The 18850-nt window shown below is 34.4% G+C and carries 13 protein-coding genes; 10 read left to right on the top strand and 3 right to left on the bottom strand.

Annotated elements, in window-relative coordinates:
* Position 1: 1 nt before the first annotated feature.
* Positions 2 to 973 carry a YpdA family putative bacillithiol disulfide reductase gene (locus B2745_RS12535; RefSeq protein ID WP_304067154.1) on the top strand — a complete coding sequence of 324 codons (972 nt, stop codon included), beginning with the start codon at positions 2 to 4 and terminating at the stop codon, positions 971 to 973.
* 136 nt (positions 974 to 1109) lie between these two features.
* On the opposite strand, the gene purB is transcribed toward B2745_RS12535, so the two are convergent.
* Positions 1110 to 2456: an adenylosuccinate lyase gene (purB, locus tag B2745_RS12540; RefSeq protein WP_304067156.1), complete on the bottom strand. Its 1347-nt coding sequence runs from the start codon at positions 2454 to 2456 to the stop codon at positions 1110 to 1112.
* A gap of 159 nt (positions 2457 to 2615) precedes the next feature.
* Here purB and B2745_RS12545 point away from each other — a divergent pair, with 159 nt between their 5' ends.
* From B2745_RS12545 to B2745_RS12560, 4 genes are all read left to right on the top strand, one after another.
* Positions 2616 to 3227 (top strand): TetR/AcrR family transcriptional regulator, encoded by a 612-nt coding sequence (locus tag B2745_RS12545; protein ID WP_304067159.1) that lies wholly within the window; start codon positions 2616 to 2618, stop codon positions 3225 to 3227.
* Positions 3228 to 3234: 7 nt separating this feature from the next.
* Positions 3235 to 4587: a TolC family protein gene (locus B2745_RS12550; RefSeq protein WP_304067162.1), complete on the top strand. Its 1353-nt coding sequence runs from the start codon at positions 3235 to 3237 to the stop codon at positions 4585 to 4587.
* A gap of 25 nt (positions 4588 to 4612) precedes the next feature.
* Positions 4613 to 5701 carry an efflux RND transporter periplasmic adaptor subunit gene (locus B2745_RS12555; protein ID WP_304067165.1) on the top strand — a complete coding sequence of 363 codons (1089 nt, stop codon included), beginning with the start codon at positions 4613 to 4615 and terminating at the stop codon, positions 5699 to 5701.
* Positions 5702 to 5762: 61 nt separating this feature from the next.
* Positions 5763 to 9134: an efflux RND transporter permease subunit gene (locus B2745_RS12560; protein ID WP_304067168.1), complete on the top strand. Its 3372-nt coding sequence runs from the start codon at positions 5763 to 5765 to the stop codon at positions 9132 to 9134.
* A 57-nt stretch (positions 9135 to 9191) separates the two neighbouring features.
* Here B2745_RS12560 and B2745_RS12565 read toward each other — a convergent pair whose 3' ends face one another.
* Both B2745_RS12565 and B2745_RS12570 read right to left on the bottom strand, forming a co-directional pair.
* Positions 9192 to 9716: a DUF3347 domain-containing protein gene (locus tag B2745_RS12565; protein WP_304067171.1), complete on the bottom strand. Its 525-nt coding sequence runs from the start codon at positions 9714 to 9716 to the stop codon at positions 9192 to 9194.
* A gap of 45 nt (positions 9717 to 9761) precedes the next feature.
* Positions 9762 to 10103 (bottom strand): hypothetical protein, encoded by a 342-nt coding sequence (locus B2745_RS12570; RefSeq protein ID WP_304067173.1) that lies wholly within the window; start codon positions 10101 to 10103, stop codon positions 9762 to 9764.
* A gap of 195 nt (positions 10104 to 10298) precedes the next feature.
* On the opposite strand from B2745_RS12570, the gene dinB reads away from it, so the two are divergent.
* The 5 genes from dinB (at position 10299) to B2745_RS12595 (ending at position 18850) form a co-directional block, all read left to right on the top strand.
* Positions 10299 to 11480, top strand: a complete 1182-nt coding sequence (gene dinB / locus B2745_RS12575) for a DNA polymerase IV (RefSeq protein ID WP_304067176.1) — start codon at positions 10299 to 10301, stop codon at positions 11478 to 11480.
* A gap of 297 nt (positions 11481 to 11777) precedes the next feature.
* The gene (locus B2745_RS12580) at positions 11778 to 14750 is read left to right on the top strand and encodes a DNA polymerase III subunit alpha (protein WP_304067179.1); all 2973 of its coding nucleotides are present in this window, start codon (positions 11778 to 11780) and stop codon (positions 14748 to 14750) included.
* 111 nt (positions 14751 to 14861) lie between these two features.
* Positions 14862 to 16907, top strand: coding sequence for a BatA domain-containing protein (locus B2745_RS12585; protein WP_304067182.1), 2046 nt, complete (start codon positions 14862 to 14864; stop codon positions 16905 to 16907).
* 2 nt (positions 16908 to 16909) lie between these two features.
* Positions 16910 to 18166, top strand: a complete 1257-nt coding sequence (locus B2745_RS12590; RefSeq protein ID WP_304067184.1) for a dihydroorotase — start codon at positions 16910 to 16912, stop codon at positions 18164 to 18166.
* 12 nt (positions 18167 to 18178) lie between these two features.
* On the top strand, positions 18179 to 18850 hold the full coding sequence (locus tag B2745_RS12595) for a hypothetical protein (protein ID WP_304067187.1): 672 nt from the start codon (positions 18179 to 18181) through the stop codon (positions 18848 to 18850).

Below are 18850 nucleotides of genomic sequence, written 5' to 3' on the forward strand. Positions count from 1 at the left end.
TATGGAAGATATTTATGATATCATCATTATTGGTGGTGGCCCTATTGGATTAGCCTGTGCCATAAAAGCGCAACAAGCTAAGCTCAGTTATTTAATTATTGAAAAAGGATGTTTAGTAAACTCTATTTACAATTATCCACAAAACATGACTTTCTTTTCTACATCAGAAAAGTTAGAGATTGGCGATGTTCCTTTTGTTTCTAATCATCCAAAACCTACCCGGTCTGAGGCATTAGAATATTACCGCAGAGTTGCCTTAAAATTCAAGCTTCAGATAAAGCTTTTTGAAGAAGTAAAAACTTTGGATAGAAAACAGCATTATGAAATTGTAACATCAAAAAACCGATATCAATCCAGAAATATCATCATATCAACTGGATTTTATGATTTACCTGTATTATTAAATGTACGTGGTGAGGGTTTGCCAAAAGTTTATCATTATTATAAAGACCCCCATTATTTTGCTTTACAGAAAGTTATAGTGGTTGGTGCTAGTAATTCATCTGTAGATGCTGCCTTAGAATGTTATAGAAAAGGTGCTGATGTTACGATGATTGTTAGAGCAGATGATATTGGTGAACGAGTTAAATATTGGGTTAGACCTGATATTAAAAACCGCATTGAAGAAGGTGTTATAAAAGCATATTTTAAATCATCTATCAAAGAAATAAGAGCAAATGAAGTTATTGTTGAAACCTCTGATGGTGAAATAAGCCTAGAAAATGATTTTGTTTTAGCCCTAACAGGTTATCAACCTAATTTTGAGTTTTTAAATAAAATGGGAATTACTTTAACCGATGATGAAAAAAAATATCCTCAACACCATCCAGATACTATGGAAACCAATAGAGAGGGTATTTATTTAGCTGGGGTAATTTGTGGAGGTATGGATACCCATCTTTGGTTTATAGAAAACTCTAGAGAACATGCTGATAAGATTATCAATGCAATATTAGCTAAAAATCAAAGTTAAGTTTCAAACATTTAAGCTTAAAAAAAGAGGCTGTCTAATCACCATTTTTTGTTGGGCTTAACAGAGCCGAAGCCTCTTCTAAGTAGTATAGAAGAGGATATCGACCACGCTTAATGTAGCATCTAATCCAAACCTTTTAAAATATTCCTGTATAATTAGATGGGGTAATTTGTTTTAATTCGGCTTTTATAGCATCAGAAACATCCAAAGTATTCACAAACTCGGCAATAACAGCTGCATTAATACCAGTATTGGTACGTGTTAAAGCTTTTAAAGCTTCGTAAGGGTTAGGGTAGTTTTCTCTCCTTAAAATTGTTTGAATAGCTTCTGCCACTACAGCCCAGTTATCCTCTAAATCTTGTGCAATAGCATCTTGGTTTAACAATAATTTATTTAAACCTTTAACCGTAGATTTTAAGGCAATTAAAGTATGTGCTAATGGCACACCCACGTTTCTTAAAACGGTAGAATCTGTTAAATCTCTTTGTAAACGACTAACAGGTAATTTAGCAGCCAGATGCTCGTAAAGGGCATTTGCAATACCCACATTTCCTTCAGAGTTTTCAAAATCAATAGGGTTAACTTTATGTGGCATAGCAGATGAGCCAACTTCGCCAGCTTTTATTTTTTGTTTGAAGTAGTTCATAGAGATATAAGTCCACATATCTCTATCTAAATCTAATATGATATTATTGATTCTTTTCAGCGCATCAAATTGTGCCGCAAGATTATCGTAATGCTCTATTTGTGTGGTGTATTGAGAACGACTTAAACCTAATTGTTGGTTTACAAATTTATTACCGAAATCTTGCCAATTGATGTTGCCATAAGCTATATGGTGGGCATTAAAGTTTCCGGTAGCACCACCAAATTTAGCCGCAAAAGGAACAGCTTTTAGTTGTTCGTATTGTTTTTCTAAACGCTCTACAAAAACCAAAATTTCTTTACCCAATTTAGTTGGCGATGCAGGCTGCCCATGCGTATGGGCTAGTAAAGAAATATCTTTCCAATCAGCAGCTAATTGTTTTAATAAAGCAATTAAAGCCTCTATTTCTGGATAAATAACTTGTTCTAAACCTAATTTTAAAGAATAAGGAATAGCTGTATTGTTGATGTCTTGTGAGGTTAGACCAAAATGGATAAACTCTTTAAACTCGCCTAAGCCTAATTCATCAAATCTGTTTTTGATAAAATATTCTACCGCTTTAACATCGTGGTTGGTGGTTTTTTCAATCTCTTTAATTTCTAAAGTATACGCTTCTCTAAAGTCTTGATAAATCTTTCTTAAATCAGAAAACTTTTTAGTATCAAAGTTTTGAAGTTGTGGCAGCTTTACTTCGCATAAAGCAATAAAGTATTCTATTTCAACAAAAACACGGTATTTGATTAAACCAGCCTCAGAAAAAAACTCACCTAATTGTTTAGTTGCTTGATGATATCTGCCATCAACCGGAGAAATTGCGTATAAAGAAGATAAACTCATGATAAAAATTTTTGCAAAAATACAAAAATGAGTGGGATAGGCTAAGGAAAGATGAAATGATTCTCAAAAAATCCATCATTGAATTACGAAAAATAAAATTTTTAGAGGAAACTTTGGAAATGATAAAAGTTTCCATAGTTTTGTCAGCGATTAGAAATTATGGAAGAAGTGCAGTTATACATCATTAAAGAAGCAGAGAAACTGTTTATGAAATACGGTTTGCGCAGTGTTACCATGGATGACATTGCCAAACATTTAGGTATGTCTAAAAAAACACTCTATGTAAATTTTAAGGATAAGAATGATTTGGTGAACCACATGTTTACCACCATTTTAAAGGAAGACGAGTGTCAGTTAGATTGTTGTAGTGCCGAGGCTGAAAACGCAATAGATGAGATGTTCAAAATCATGAATTATCTAAAAGATAGCCTGTCTGGTATCAATCCGATAGTTTTTTACGATTTAGAGAAATATCATACAGAAGCAAATGGTATTATGAAAGATTTTAAACATGGCCATATTTTACAGAAATGTAAAATCAATTTAGAACGTGGTATAAAAGAAGGTTTGTATCGCGATGATTTAAATATCGAAGTTTTGGCAGCTTCAAGGGTAAGCCAGATAGATTGGGTATTTGAATCAGACTTGGTACGAGGCGGAAAATATAGTTTATATGAAGTCATAACCGAACTTACTAACCACTTTTTATGTGGTGTAGCAACTCAAAAAGGATTAGAATTAATAACAGAATATAAAGACAAGTACAAATAGTAAACACATGATAGCCAACAGAATGCTGCTTGCAGCAATTTTAAGTTTAATTTCTTCTTCTGTTTTACTGGCCCAAACAGATACGGTAACTACGCATAGTTTTACCTTAGAAGAATGTATACAATATGCTTATAAACATCAAACAGATGTTTTAAATGCTGATATAGACCAGAAAATTGCCGATGCTAAAGTAAAAGAAACCATTGGTATAGGTTTACCACAAATTAGTGGAAATGCAACGTTTCAGGATTTTTTGAAGATACCAACATCTTTGATACCCTCAGAAATCTTTGGTGGTACTCCAGGTACTTTTACTCCAGTACAATTTGGGGTTAAATATCAATCAAGTACAGGTATAGACGTTAGTCAGCTTTTATTTGATGGTAGTTACATCGTAGGTTTACAAGCCTCTAAAACTTTTAAAGAGTTGTCTCAGAGAGCTTTTACAAGAACCAAGATAGAAACCAATGTAGCAGTAAGAAAGGCTTATTACATGGTTTTGGTAAATAATGAGCAATTAGACTTGTTAAATGCAAATATTAGCCAATTAGAAGAGCAGTTAAAACAAACAAAAGCTTTAAATGAAAATGGTTTTGCAGAAAAAATTGATGTAGATAGGTTAAATGTATTGTATAATAACCTAATTACCGAAAGAGAAAACATAAAACGTTTATTAGCGCTAGGCAACCAAATGTTGAAGTTTCAAATTGGAATGCCAGTAGAACATACGCTTATAGTAGAGGGCAAAATTGCTGATGTTAACTTAGCTGATACAGAAGAAGTAGTATTAGATACTACGGCTTATAAAAGCAGGATTGAGTATAGCCTAAGCCAAACTCAAATTAAGTTAAACGAGTTAGACCTAAAAAGATACAAATCTCAATACTTGCCTAGTTTAGCAGCTTTTGGTTCTGGTGCTTACCAATTTCAAAGCAACAATTTTAGCCAACTTTACGATAATAGATTCCCAACGGTAGTGGTAGGTTTACAATTAAATGTACCTATTTTTAGTGGTTTCCAAAAAGCAAACCGGGTAGCACAGGCAAAACTTGCTCTACAAAAGTCAAATAATGATTTATTTCAGGTTAAAAACTACATCAATCTGGAGATTAAAAGTAGTGCAACCAATTTCAGAAATAGTATAGCTTCTTTAAACAACCAAAGAGCCAATCTAAACTTAGCTAACGAAATTTTAAGAGTTTCTAAAATTAAATACGAACAAGGTGTGGGGTCTAGTATAGAGGTTACACAAGCGCAAACATCATTAAAAGAAGCAGAAAATAACTATATCAATGCGTTGTATGATGCTTTAGTAAACAAAGTTAACTTAGATAAAGCAAGCGGTAAAATCAATGAATAATCAAAAAAATATAATCCATAATACAATGAGAAATTTTATATACCTAACCGTTATCGTGTTTTTAGCAGCTTGCGGAAGCGGCGATGATAATAAGAAAGCACAGCTAGATAAGCTTAAAAAAGAACAAGCAGAAATAAATGCTAAAATAGTAAAGCTTGAAGCCGAACTAGGCTCTAATCAAGACACTTTAGCTAAAGATGTTAATGTTTACGAAGTTAAATCATCAACCTTTAAAAACTATATAGAAATACAAGGTAGGGTAGATGCCGAAGAAAACGTACAAGTTAACCCTGAGGCTGCTGGTGTGCTTACCAAAATATTTGTAAATATTGGTCAAAACGTATCTAAAGGACAAGTTATAGCTCAGATAGATGATGCTGTTCTTCGTCAGAGTATGGCGCAGTTACAAACACAGTTAGATTTAGCAACCAATTTATACAACCGTCAAAAAAATCTTTGGGACCAGAAAATTGGTACCGAAGTACAGTTCCTAAATGCTAAAACCCAAAAAGAAGGTTTAGAAAAGCAAATGGCGGTTTTAAGACAACAAGCAGCTATGTACAAAGTAAAATCGCCAATTAATGGTACCATAGACCAATTAGATTGGAAAATTGGCATGGCTGTACAACCAGGCGCACCAGGTGTAAGAATTGTAAATGCTAATGATTTAAAAGCAAAAGCATTGTTATCAGAGACTTACGCTTCAAGAATAGATAAAGGTGATGAAGTAGAAATCATCATTCCTGATGCTAAAGATTCTTTAACCACCAAAATTTCTTTCACTTCTAAAGTGATAGATCCAGCCTCAAGAAGCTTTAGTGTAGAGGTAAATTTGCCAAGCAAAAAAATCTATCGCCCTAACATGCTAGCAGTTTTAAGAATTGTTGATTACGAAAAAGCAAATGCTTTAACCGTACCCATCAAAGCAGTACAAAAATCAGAAGCAGGAGATTATTTACTAGTTGCTGATAACGGAAAGGCAAAACGTGTAGCCGTTAAAATAGGTAATGTTTATAACGGTATGGCAGAAGTGTTAAGTGGTTTAAATACTGGTGATAAAGTTATCACAATAGGCTTTAACAACCTTAACGAAGGTGATTTAGTTAAGTTTTAATCGTACCATAAATAAGATGTTTTTACCTGTTTATAAAACAGGGTTGATTAAATAAACAACAATGAAAGACGTACAAAAAGAATTTAAACCCGCCAGTTGGGCAATAGATAACAAAACTGCTATCTATGTCCTTACGGTGATATTGTTAATAGCAGGTTACTTTGCTTATGTAAGCTTGCCTAAAGAAAACTTTCCGGAGATTTCTATACCTAAAATATTTGTAACCACTTTATATCCGGGTACTTCTCCAGAAAATATGGAGAATTTAGTAACCAAACAGCTAGAGAAGCAAATAAAATCTCAGCAAGGGCTAAAAAAAGTTACCTCAAATTCTTATCAGGATTTTTCTTTCATCACGGCAGAATTTAATGCTGATGTTGACATTAAAGATGCTAAACAAAGGATTAAAGATGCCGTAGATAAAGCCAAGCAAGATTTACCTACAGATTTACCAGATGATCCAGAGGTTTTAGATATTAATTTATCTGATTTGCCTATCATGTATCTCAACTTATCCGGAGATTATGATTTGAAAACATTAAAGCAATATGCTGATGACTTAAAAGATAGGATAGAGGCTTTACCAGAAATTTCAGGTGTTGATATTGTTGGTGCTTTAGACCCAGAAGTTCAAATCAATGTAGATATGAACAAAATGGCTGCCGCACAAATATCTTTTTCTGATATAGAAAGAGCTGTAGATTACGAAAACGTTTCAGCATCTGGTGGTACTGTTCCTATGGATGGTGTTAGACGTACCTTAAACATTAAAAAAGAATTTGGTTCTGCCGAGGAGATTGCCAATATCGTGGTTAAAAACCCGGTTGGCTCTTCTATTTATTTAAGAGACATTGCGCAAGTTGTAGATGGTTTTAAAGAGCAAGAATCTTTTGCTCGTTTATATGGTAAAAATGTAATCACACTAAACGTTAAAAAGCGTTCTGGCGAGAACTTAATTGAAGCATCAGATAAAATAGAGGCTGTTATTGCCGAGATGAAGGCAAAGCAATTTCCTAAAGGCTTAGAAATTGTTACTACCGGAGATCAATCAGACCAAACCCGTGTTACTTTACACGATTTAATTAATACCATCATCATTGGTTTTATTTTGGTTACTCTGATATTAATGTTCTTTATGGGGGTTACCAATGCGTTCTTCGTAGCTTTATCGGTACCATTATCTATGTGTGTAGCTTTCTTATTGATGCCTACCATAGGTTTTACCATGAACATGATTGTATTGTTCTCTTTCCTACTTGCCTTAGGTATAGTGGTGGATGATGCTGTGGTGGTTATCGAAAATACCCATCGAATTTTTGATAACGGAAAAGTTCCTATTAAACAAGCTGCAAAAATGGCTGCCGGCGAGGTATTCTTACCCGTATTCTCTGGTACCATGACAACCCTAGCACCATTTATTCCTTTAGCATTTTGGCCAGGTATTATAGGCGAGTTTATGTTCTTTTTACCTATAACACTCATCATCACTCTATTAGCTTCTTTGCTGGTAGCTTATATCATTAACCCAGTTTTTGCGGTTGATTTTATGACAGCTCATGAACATGATGATACCCATAAGCCAACTTTTGATAAACAAGTTCAAAAGGTGCTTAAATACTTTGCTGGTGCTGCTGTTTTAGCTTATATCATAGATTTTGGCTTTGGTAATATGGTAGTTGTATTAGCATTGTTTTACTTATTACAGCATTTTTATCTTAACAGGGTTATCTATAAATTCCAAAATCAAGTATGGCCAAGGTATCAAGATAAATATGCTAATTTCTTAAAATGGGCATTACACAGGCCTTATACTATTTTAGGAAGTACTTTAGGTTTATTGGTTTTTTCTATCATTTTCACCATGATTATGAAGCCTAAATTTGTGTTCTTCCCAGAGGCTGATCCTAACTTTACTTATGTATACATCAGTTTGCCAGTAGGTACAGACCAAGCTTATACCAACGAAGTAACCAAAAAAGTTGAAGCTAAAGTTACAGCTGTAGTAGATAGTATGGGAAAACAAAATGTTTCTTCTATCATCTCTAACGTAACTAAAGGTGTAACAGATCCTCAAGATGAAGATCAAGGCGATTATCCAAACCGTGGTAAGGTTACTGTAGCCTTTGTAGAGTTTGGTAAGCGTAGCGGCAAACCAACTACAGAATATATGACAGCCATAAGAGAAGCTGTAAAAGGTGTTCCTGGAGCAGAAATTTCTGTAACCCAAGAACAATCTGGTCCGCCAACAGCTAAACCTATCAGTATAGAAATTACGGGTGATGATTTAGACTCTTTGGTAGTAACATCAGAAAGATTAAAAAACTATTTAGTAGCCAAAAATATACCTGGGATTGAGGAGTTAAAATCAGACTTCCAAAACAATAAACCAGAAATTATTTTTGATATTGATAGAGAAAGAGCCAACCGTGAAGGTATTTCTACCGGACAAATTGCTTTGGATTTAAGAACCGCTCTTTACGGTAAAGAAGTTTCTAAATTCCGTGATTTGGATGAGGATTATGAAATTAACGTAAGAGCTCAGGAAGACCAACGTAATAGCTTAGAAGCTTTAAGAAACTTAAAAATCACTTATCGTGATATGGGTATGGGCGGTATGATTCGTCAAGTGCCAGTTTCTTCTTTTGCTGATATTGATTATGTAAACACTTACGGAGGTATCAAGCGTAAGCAACAAAAAAGAATCATTATTTTATCATCAAACGTATTGTCTGATTATAATGAGAACGAAGTTGTAGCTAATATCCAAAGAGAAATTAATCAATTTAATGCTCCTGATGGTGTATTGGTGAAAATGGCTGGTGCGCAAGAAGAGCAGGCAGAAACCGCAGCTTTCTTAGGTTTAGCTCTGGGTGTAGCTTTCTTCCTGATTCTAATTATCCTCGTGATTCAGTTTAACTCTATAGGTAAGCCAATCATCATTTTAAGTGAAATTCTGTTTAGTATCATTGGGGTATTGTTAGGTATTAGCTTATTTAAAATGGAAATGTCTATCGTGATGATGGGGGTAGGTATTGTGGCACTAGCAGGTATTGTGGTGCGTAACGGTATCTTATTGGTAGAATTTGCCGATTTAATGATAGAACAAGGAATGCAACCTTTCGAGGCTGTTTTAGAAGCGGGTAGAACTAGGATGACGCCTGTACTACTTACAGCAACTGCAACCATGTTAGGTTTGGTTCCTCTGGCAGTAGGCTTAAACTTAGATTTTGCTAAACTATTCTCAGAAGGTAATCCACATATTTACTTTGGTGGAGATAACGTAGCTTTCTGGGGCCCTCTATCATGGACCATGATATTTGGTTTAAGTTTCGCTACCTTCTTAACCTTAATTCTTGTACCTTCTATGTATTTGATTAGGATAAGAATAAAAGAAAGATTGTTTAAAAAGAAAACTCAAGAAGTTGAGGCATAAAAAAAGGGAGCGAAAGCTCCCTTTTTTGTTTTTAATCATCAGATAAATCTGTAATAGCTATTTTATTTCTTCTTCTACCGTACCGCAAGATAACATGGCCTCTCCGTAATAAGGGTTTTTAATTTCCTTCTCACTTGCCAGCCAAAAACCTCCTTTACCATCATTAGCCATAGGGCAATATTGCTTATATATGGTTCCACTGCTTACTTGAGTACGTATTTCTTTTAGAATATTCTCTGTAAAATCATTAAAAGCTAGTCTTTTATCAGCAATACTAGCAGCAGCATTAATTTTTCCTGCTTGTACCACTAAAGAATCATTAGTACTTTTTAAAATACCTTCTAAAGTAGCACTTGCTTGTTTTGCATCTTCCTCATTATTGGCAACTAAAGCATTTTTTAAGTTGATATAACCTTGGTAAATACTATCTGCTTTGCTGTCTTTAAATGTCGTCACTGGTACGCTGGCTTCTGCCGCTACTGCTGTAGAGTCTTTTGTTTCTGTACCAGATTGCTGATTGTTGCAGCCATAGCTAGCTATTAAAGCAGCACATAATACAGTTTGGATATAAATTTTCCTCATGGTGTATGATTATAAATTAATTTGCTAATTGTAGATAAACAAACGTTATTTCGTCATCTGATTAAGGATGACTTTTAACCCTTGTTTGAGCAGAGGGAACAAAGAAAAACCATTGTTGTTTTCTTTTTCTTCTTCATCAGCATCAAAGTTAATAAAGTCTTTAAAGGATTTTGATGAAGGCGTTTCTTTCTTGATTTCTTTAGCAGGTGTAGTTGTTGTGGTTTTCTTTACAACTGAAGAGTCTTTTTTGACAAGTATTAAAGAAGTGTTTTGGGTATTATGATTTTTTTGTTGATTGGTAAAAGGATGTATACCAGCCAGTACCGATGATACCAGAAGTACAATAACTGTTAATGAGATGAATATCCTTTTAGTAGAAAAAATCATATTCTCAAAAATAAAAATAATTATACAAACCACAATAGTTTATGATGTAAATTTTTACTAGCTATTCTAAATTTTTTTTGGCAATTATTTTCTTTAAAATAATTTGTAAAAGTACTTGTATTTTTAGCTAAATAATTTAGTAATTTTGTATAAAAACTAATTTATTTAGTTTTAAAAATAAAGAATTTAGATAAGATGGAAAGGCAAATCATACATATAGACTTAGATTCTTTTTTTGTTTCGGTAGAATGTCGTAGCAATCCACGTTTGTTAAACAGACCGGTGGCTATAGGCGGTTCCGGAGACCGTGGCGTAGTAGCTTCTTGTAGCTACGAGGCTAGAAAATACGGTGTACACTCGGCCATGCCCGGTAAACTAGCCAAACAGCTTTGCCCTGATTTGATTTTTATCCGCGGAGATTATGAAAGTTATAGCAAAGCATCTTTAGAAGTTACTCAAATTATAGATGAACAAGTTCCGGTTTTTGAGAAAACCTCTATCGACGAGTTTTATATAGATATGACGGGTATGGATAAGTTTTTCGGGACTTTAAAACACGCAACAGAACTGAGGGAAAAGGTAATACATGAAACCGGTTTGCCTATATCTTTTGGTTTATCAAAAAATAAAACAGTTTCTAAAGTAGCTACTGGTTTAGCTAAACCTAATGGTTATAAACATGTAGATTATGGTACCGAGCGCCCTTTTTTAGCTCCTCTTCCAGTCCAGAAAATTCCTATGATTGGCGATAAAACAGCAGAAAGCTTGCGTAGAATGGGTGTGCAAAAAGTACAAACTTTACAAGAAATGCCTTGTCGCTTGCTAGAATCTGCCTTTGGAAAATCGGGTATTATGATATGGGAAAAAGCAAATGGTATAGATTTAAGTCCTGTGGTGCCTTATACAGAGCGTAAATCCTTATCTAGCGAAAATACTTTTGAGCAAGATACCATGGATGTAGAAATGCTAGAAGCTTTACTGGTTTCTATGACAGAAGATTTATGTTCTAAAATGCGGAAAGAACATTTTTTGTGTGGATGCGTAGCTGTTAAAATACGATATTCTGATTTTAATACCCATACACAACAAATTAAGGTGCCTTATACTTCGGCAGATCACCTGCTTATTCCGCAAGTGAAAGAGCTTTTTAAGAAATTGTATAACCGCCGTATGCTCATCAGACTTATAGGTGTACGTTTTAGCAATTTAGTTCATGGACATCATCAAATTAATCTTTTTCAAGATAGCGAAGAGCAAATTCATCTTTATCAAGCTATGGATAAACTCAATAAAAGATTTGGTAGCAAAACCGTATTCAGGGCCATAGGCATCGGTATAGAAAATAGGAGTTTTAATCCGTTTAATGGGATGACATAAAAAGTCCGAAGACCGAAGACCGCCGTCCGAAGTCTAGGGTAGAAATAGTATAAAATGAGTTTGCTACTTCGTTCCTTATCACGATGAACTAACCATCCTAATGAACTAATGACTAATGATACTAACTCGCCACAGCTATCGGTACTAACCATCTAATGACCAATCACCCAACAAACTAGTGACTAATGATACTAACCACCTAACAAACTAATAACCTAACCATCTAATAACTAATCACCCAATAAACTAACCACCTAACAAACTAATAACCTAACCATCTAATAACTAACCACCTAAATGTACCTCCATTGTCAAACCTACTTTAGTTTTCTATACGGTACTATCAAACCACAGGATTTGGTACAACAAGCTAGGGCTATAAGCTTAGAGCGTTTGGTTGTAGCGGATATCAATAACACATCAGCTATTATAGAATGTGTTAGAGAGGCTAAAGGTAGTTTAGATATCATCCCCGGTATCGATTTTAGAAATAATGTACAGCAGCAATTCATCGGTATAGCCAAAAATGAAAAAGGTTTTGAAGAACTTAATCGTTTACTATCATCCTATCTAAAAGAAAAAAGTACTATTCCTGAGAGATGTCCTTACTTGAAGAATAGCTTTGTAGTTTATCCTTTTCATCCTGATAAGGTATTTACCGAGCTTCAAAACCACGAATTTATAGGGGTAAAACCTAACGATTTACATTATATAAATTTGCCACGATACCATAAAAACCGCCATAAAATGGTGTTGCTACACACGGTTTGTTTTAACGAAACTAAAGATTTGCAGCTATATAAATTATTACGTTGTATAGATGAGAACACCATTCTTTCTAAAATGCCAGAGCTAAGCACTAGCGGAAAAGAAGTTTTTTTAGATGAAATGGCTTTCGCCGATGCTTATCAAGATTACCCACAAATTTTAGCTCAAACAGCCCAATTGTTATATGCTTGTAAACCTGTAGATTTTAAACTGGGTCAACACAAAAATAAAGCCGTTTTAAGCTCGCATCTGCAATTTGAAGAAGCGCTAAATCTGGATTTTGAAAAGCTAAAAAAACTCACCTATGAAGGTGCAAAAGTTAGGTATAAAGACTTAACAGCCAAGATAGAAACTCGCATAAAAAAAGAGCTAAATCTCATCAAGCAGCAACGTTATGTATCTTATTTCTTAATTAACCATGAAATCATTTCTTTTGCCATTAGTCGTGGTTTTTACTATATAGGAAGGGGTAGTGGAGTTAACAGTATCGTAGCTTACTGTTTAAAAATAACTGATGTGGACCCCATTGAGCTTGATTTGTATTTCGAGCGTTTTATGAATGTGTATCGTAAAAATCCACCAGATTTTGATATTGATTTTTCTTGGCAGGATAGGGATGAAATTATCCAGTTTATATTTGATCAATACGGTACAGAACATACTTGTTTACAGGCAACTTACACTACTTTTCAGGTTAAATCTGCTATAAGAGAGCTTGGTAAAGTTTATGGTTTACCTCTTGCAGAAATAGAAGAAATATTAACTCGGTTAGAGCAACCAAATACCCTAGAGCCATTACACAAAGAAATTGTACATTTTGCTAAAGCACTTCATGAGTTTCCGCGTAATCTGAGTATACATGCTGGTGGAATTTTAATTTCTGAAAAGCCTATTTACTGTTATACAGCCACTTCGCATCCGCCCAAAGGTTTTCCTATAAGCCAGTTTGATATGTATAATGCCGAAGATTTAGGACTTTATAAGTTTGATATTTTAAGTCAGCGTGGTTTAGGACACATCAAAGACACCATCAGTATTGTGCAAGAAAATAGAGGAGTAGTTATTGATATCCATGATGTTCCTCGCTTCATGAAAGATAAAAAGATTATAGAACATCTGGAACGTGGTAATCTGATGGGATGTTTTTATGTAGAATCTCCAGCCATGCGGATGTTGCTGGCAAAGCTAGCTTGTAACGATTATCTCACGTTAGTAGCAGCAAGTTCTATCATTAGGCCAGGTGTGGCACAATCTGGTATGATGCGAGAATATGTTTTACGCCATCAAATGCCTGATAAGGGTGAATCTATCGCCCATCCAACGATGTGGGATTTGATGAAAGAGACTTATGGTATCATGGTTTATCAAGAAGATGTTATTAAAGTAGCACATGAATTTGCTCAACTAGATTTAGCAGAAGCGGATGTTTTACGAAGAGGTATGTCTGGTAAATACCGTTCTAGAAACGAGTTTTTGATGGTTAGAGATAAATACTTTAAAAATTGCCAACAACTAGGTTACGAGCCAGCTTTAGCAGCAGAAATATGGCGACAGATAGAGTCTTTTGCTGGTTATTCTTTTGCCAAAGGGCATTCGGCTTCTTTTGCGGTAGAAAGCTACCAAAGTATGTTTTTAAAGGCACATTTTCCTTTGGAGTTTATGGTAGGGGTTATCAATAATGCGGGTGGTTTTTACCAAACCGAGTTTTATGTACACGAAGCCCGTAAAGCTGGTGCCAAGGTAGAATTACCTTGTGTTAACCAAAGCCATTACCTTACTCATATCTCAAATACAACTATTTATTTAGGATTTAGACATATTGCAAACCTAGAAGACAGGGTGATAGAGAACATATTATACCAAAGACAGCAGGAACCCTACATCAGCTTGGCAAATTTTGTTGAACGTACAGCTATTAGTTTGGAACAAACCATCATACTTATCAGAATTGGAGCTTTTAGGTTTACCCAAAAAAGCAAGCAAGCCTTACTTTGGGAGGTACATTTTTTATTAAACAAACCCTTACAAGCTCCTATACAAGACACCTTATTTAAGCAACCTATAAATAGCGATTTTAACATGCCTCCATTACATTATGATGAACGTAATGATATGCTTGATGAGCTGGAAATTCTAGGTTTTACCATTCATCCACCTTTTAAATTGATTGATGAGCCCGATATTAAAAGTATAAAAGCAAAGGATATTCCTGAATATTTAAACCAAGAAGTACAAATTATTGGACATTTAGTAACTACCAAATATGCCCGTACCAAACACGGGGTAGTGATGTATTTTGGAACTTTTTTAGATGAAGATGGCAATTGGATAGATACTGTTTTATTTCCAGATGTGGCAGCCAAATATACTTTTAAAGGTAAAGGCTGTTATCTTCTTAAAGGAAAAGTAACTGCTGAGTTTAACTTTTACACTTTAGAAGTAAGTTACATGCGTAAACTCCATTGGTGGAATGCGAATGAAAGCAATAAAAAATTATATTGATGAAGAAATTTTAATACCTCATAATTTTAAGTAGGTTAATGCCATGTCAATAGCATTTTGTTGTATAAATCACCGTTAACTAATCAGATTTATTAATATATTTGATGCTTAATGAAGCTTTATTATCCTGAATTTCTTTTCGGATTATTATTAATTGCCATTCCGGTGATTATTCATCTTTTCAATTTTAGAAAGTTCAAAAAAGTTTATTTCTCTAATACTAGCTTTTTAAAGGATATACAGCAGCAAACATCATCTAGAAGAAATATAAAAGAACGCTTAATCTTATTAAGTAGGATTTTAGCAGTTACTTTCCTAGTATTAGCCTTCGCTAAGCCTTATATACCTCAAGGTGATGATATTAATAATCAGCAAAATCATTTGGTAAGTATTTACATAGATAACTCTTACTCTATGGAAACTGTAAACCAGGATGGAAGATTACTAGATGAAGCCAAACGCAAAGCCAGAGAAATTGTAACTACTTATGGTTTAAGTGATAAATTTCAATTGTTGAGTAATGATTTTAATGGTTCACAAAACCGATTATTAGATAGAGAAGCTTTTTTAGAAGCTTTAGATGCCATAGAAATTAGCGCAAGAGCCTATGATTATCAGCAAGTTTTAAATCAACAAGAACGATTTTTTAAGACCAACAACGGCTATCAAAAACACGCTTATCTGGTGTCTGATTTTCAGCAACAAGATAATCTCCAGTTACAAAAAGATAGCACAGCAAAATATCATCTCATTAAACTAAAAGCCAATAGCTTACCAAATGTTGCGGTAGATAGTGTTTGGTTTATTTCTCCTTTGCATCGTCCGCAAAGTAAAGAGCAATTGGTAGTAAGGGTAAAAAATTATTCTGATAAAAGCCTGGCAGATATATCGCTTACTTTAAAAATCAATAACCAAATAAAAGCTATTGGCAAAGTAGCTATAGCACCAAGAGAAAGCAGTTTAGATACCCTTACTTTTTCTGGTTTAAATACCGGCTGGCAAAAAGGAGAGTTGAGGGTTAAAGATTATCCAATGGTTTTTGATGATGCTTTATTTTTTGCTTTTCAGGTTAAAAAAGACCTCCCTATAACCATCATCAATTCAACTATAGAAGCTAATGCTATCTCATCAGCTTTTGATACGGATAGCTTTTTCAAAGTGCAAAGCATCGGCGAAAGCCAAATAAATTATAGCGATTTAAAACAGCAACATTTAATTGTACTGCATAATTTAAAGCGTATTTCTGAGGGCTTAAGTCAGCAATTGACAGCTTATATTAAAAATGGTGGTAATTTAAGTGTTTTCTTGCCTCTAGCGGCTGATTTACCTTCTTACATCAATTTCCTAAAAGCAGCTGGTACAAACTACCCCATCCGTTACCAAAAAGATAGCGTAATGGCTGCCAATTTAAATTTAAAGCATCCTGTTTTTGAAAACGTTTTTGAAAACATCCCTCAGCAAATAGATTTACCTAAAACATCTGGCTATTACCAGTTAAGTAATGTTACCAAAACCAATAAGCAAAATTTAATGGAGGTTGATGCTGCTTTACCTCTTTTGCAGGCTTATCAGGTAGGGAAGGGTAATCTTTATTTAAGTGCCATACCGCTAGAACCGCAGATTTCTAATTTTACTAACCATGGTTTGTTTTTGCCGCTTTTATTTAAAATGGCTTTGCTAAAAAGGCAAGAGCAAACCCTGTTTTATACTTTAGGGATGCAAGAAACAGCGTTAATAGATAATGTTGATTTAGCCGCTAGTGAAGTTTTAACATTAAAATCGGTACAACAAGAAATTATACCCGAACTTAGAAATACAAGTTTAGGAACGGTTATTTTTTTTGCCGACCAAGTTAAAGAACAAGGTTTTTATGAACTTTACAAACAAGATAAACAAGTGGCTGTACTGGCCTTTAACCAAAGTAGAAAAGAGTCTGATTTAAGCTATGCCAGTGATGCTGATTTGAATAATAGTTTTGGAAAAAATACCGAAATTATTGAAGCTGGTACATCATCCATAGCTAATCAGATAAAAGAAGTGAAATTAGGTGCTTCTTTATGGAAACTTTGTATAATTTTGATTTTGATATTTTTGGCTATTGAGATGCTTCTTGTTAGGTATTTCAATATCCAGGCAAATAAAACTGCAATAAATTAATCATGAATATCCTTATAAAATCTTGTACGCTTGTAAGTCCTGCCTCTCCACATCATTTAAAAGTCGTAGATGTACTGATAGAAAATGGTATCATCAGTAAAATAGCTACTGATATTAACCCAATTGATATTAAAACTATTGATGCAAAAGGGAAATACTTATCGGTAGGTTTTTTTGACTTGAATGCTAATTTAGGAGAGTTAGGATTAGAAAATAAGGAAGATTTTATAAGCGGTAGTGCAGCAGCAGCTGCCGGTGGATATACAGGGGTTGGCGTTATGCCTAATACACAGCCGCCTGTAGATGCTAAAGCTCAGGTAGAATATTTAAAAAACAGAGCTAAAGGATTATTGGTTGATATTTATCCTTATGGTACTATTTCGCAAAAGAAAGAAGGCAAAGACCTTGCAGAAATGTACGATATGACCCAGTCTGGCGCTGTAGCTTTTACAGATGGTACAGCACCTGTACAAGACGCTGGTTTAATGGAAAGAGCCTTATTATATGCTAAAGGTTTTGATGCTTTGGTAATTTCTTATCCCGAAGATAGCGCTATAGCCGGAAAAGCTAAAATGAATGAAGGCGAAATGAGTACCTATTTAGGGATGAAAGGTATTCCTAACATTGCCGAAGAATTAATGATTGTAAGAGACTTATATTTAGCAGAATATACCCAATCTAAAATACATTTTACCAGTATTTCTACCGCACACAGCGTTGAACTTATTAAAGCTGCCAAAGCCAAAGGTTTACAAGTTACCTGCGATGTTACAGCCCACCATTTAGTTTTAACAGAACAAGCTTTACATGATTTTGATACCCATTATAAAGTAAAACCTCCTTTAAGAACAAATGCTGATGTTGAAGCTTTAACTGCTGGTATAAAAGACGGCACTATTGATGCTGTTGTTTCTCAGCACACGCCACACGAGATAGAGTTTAAAGAAGTAGAGTTTGAAACCGCTGCTTACGGCATCACAGGTTTGCAAACAGTTTTGCCATTACTATTTAAAGCGGGTTTAAAAGCACAAGAAATTGTAGAAAAATTAGCAATTAGTCCAAGAAATATCTTGGGTTTACCACAGCCAGAAGTTAAAGAAGGCGTACAAGCCAATTTAACCTTGTTTGATGAGAGCGAGTGGGATTATACAACTGAAAATAATTACTCAAAATCTAAAAACTCGCCTTTTATAGGAGAAAAATTAAAAGGAAAAGTTTGGTTAACCATTAATAATCATCAGCTTTACGAAGCTAAATAAAATAAAAAGCTTATGGACACAAAAGTAAAAGCAGCATTAGAGAGCCTTTTCAACACATTTTCTGCATTAGAAGGTGTATCTGCTCAACAAGAACTAAAGAAGTTAAATACCATATTTGGTTCCGATCAGCATTTTATGGATAAACTGTCTGCTATGGATGAAGTTTTTGATACTTCAACAGCTTTAGATCCGGTAAGAGAGCTAACTTTTGATTTGTTGTTAATCAACTTTTTTGCAGAAGACGCTAAAAAATTAGATGAAGATTATCTAGAATCTCCAGAATGGGAGAAAATAGAGGAAGAAACTATTGATAGAGGTACCGAGCTTTTAAATCTTTTATTATATCTAAAAGAGTGTGATGATGAAGATATTAACCCTTCTTTAGATGACTATTTAAAAGAGTTTTTGTTGGTTGATGAGGATGAGTTTCAAGACGAGCACCGTATTTATGAAGATGTCATAGCCAACCAAGTATTAATGGAAAGCTCGCTTCAAGAAATTGCCAGAATATCTAAAAAGCTTTCTCCAGATTCAGAAATTAGAGAATTGTTTTTCCCTCTGATGGCATTTTTCTTCAATATCAATCCTGATGCACAGTATTTAAAAGAGTTTAAAGCTTTAAGTGAAGACCCGGCTTTTGATGCTGCTGTTTTAGATTTAATTGTAAACTATAATCAAGCATAA

Origin of the sequence: Pedobacter glucosidilyticus, from assembly GCF_002483235.1 — a bacterium.
Taxonomy (GTDB): Bacteria; Bacteroidota; Bacteroidia; order Sphingobacteriales; family Sphingobacteriaceae; genus Pseudopedobacter; species Pseudopedobacter glucosidilyticum_B.

What these genes read in the sequence shown, in the direction of transcription:
- B2745_RS12550 (WP_304067162.1), top strand. Translation starts at nt 3,235, where the DNA reads ATGATAGCCAACAGAATGCTGCTTGCAGCAATTTTAAGTTTAATTTCT.
- B2745_RS12565 (WP_304067171.1), bottom strand. Translation starts at nt 9,716, where the DNA reads ATGAGGAAAATTTATATCCAAACTGTATTATGTGCTGCTTTAATAGCT.
- dinB (WP_304067176.1), top strand. Translation starts at nt 10,299, where the DNA reads ATGGAAAGGCAAATCATACATATAGACTTAGATTCTTTTTTTGTTTCG.
- purB (WP_304067156.1), bottom strand. Translation starts at nt 2,456, where the DNA reads ATGAGTTTATCTTCTTTATACGCAATTTCTCCGGTTGATGGCAGATAT.
- B2745_RS12595 (WP_304067187.1), top strand. Translation starts at nt 18,179, where the DNA reads ATGGACACAAAAGTAAAAGCAGCATTAGAGAGCCTTTTCAACACATTT.
- B2745_RS12545 (WP_304067159.1), top strand. Translation starts at nt 2,616, where the DNA reads ATGGAAGAAGTGCAGTTATACATCATTAAAGAAGCAGAGAAACTGTTT.
- B2745_RS12535 (WP_304067154.1), top strand. Translation starts at nt 2, where the DNA reads ATGGAAGATATTTATGATATCATCATTATTGGTGGTGGCCCTATTGGA.
- B2745_RS12585 (WP_304067182.1), top strand. Translation starts at nt 14,862, where the DNA reads ATGAAGCTTTATTATCCTGAATTTCTTTTCGGATTATTATTAATTGCC.
- B2745_RS12560 (WP_304067168.1), top strand. Translation starts at nt 5,763, where the DNA reads ATGAAAGACGTACAAAAAGAATTTAAACCCGCCAGTTGGGCAATAGAT.
- B2745_RS12580 (WP_304067179.1), top strand. Translation starts at nt 11,778, where the DNA reads ATGTACCTCCATTGTCAAACCTACTTTAGTTTTCTATACGGTACTATC.
- B2745_RS12590 (WP_304067184.1), top strand. Translation starts at nt 16,910, where the DNA reads ATGAATATCCTTATAAAATCTTGTACGCTTGTAAGTCCTGCCTCTCCA.
- B2745_RS12555 (WP_304067165.1), top strand. Translation starts at nt 4,613, where the DNA reads ATGAGAAATTTTATATACCTAACCGTTATCGTGTTTTTAGCAGCTTGC.
- B2745_RS12570 (WP_304067173.1), bottom strand. Translation starts at nt 10,103, where the DNA reads ATGATTTTTTCTACTAAAAGGATATTCATCTCATTAACAGTTATTGTA.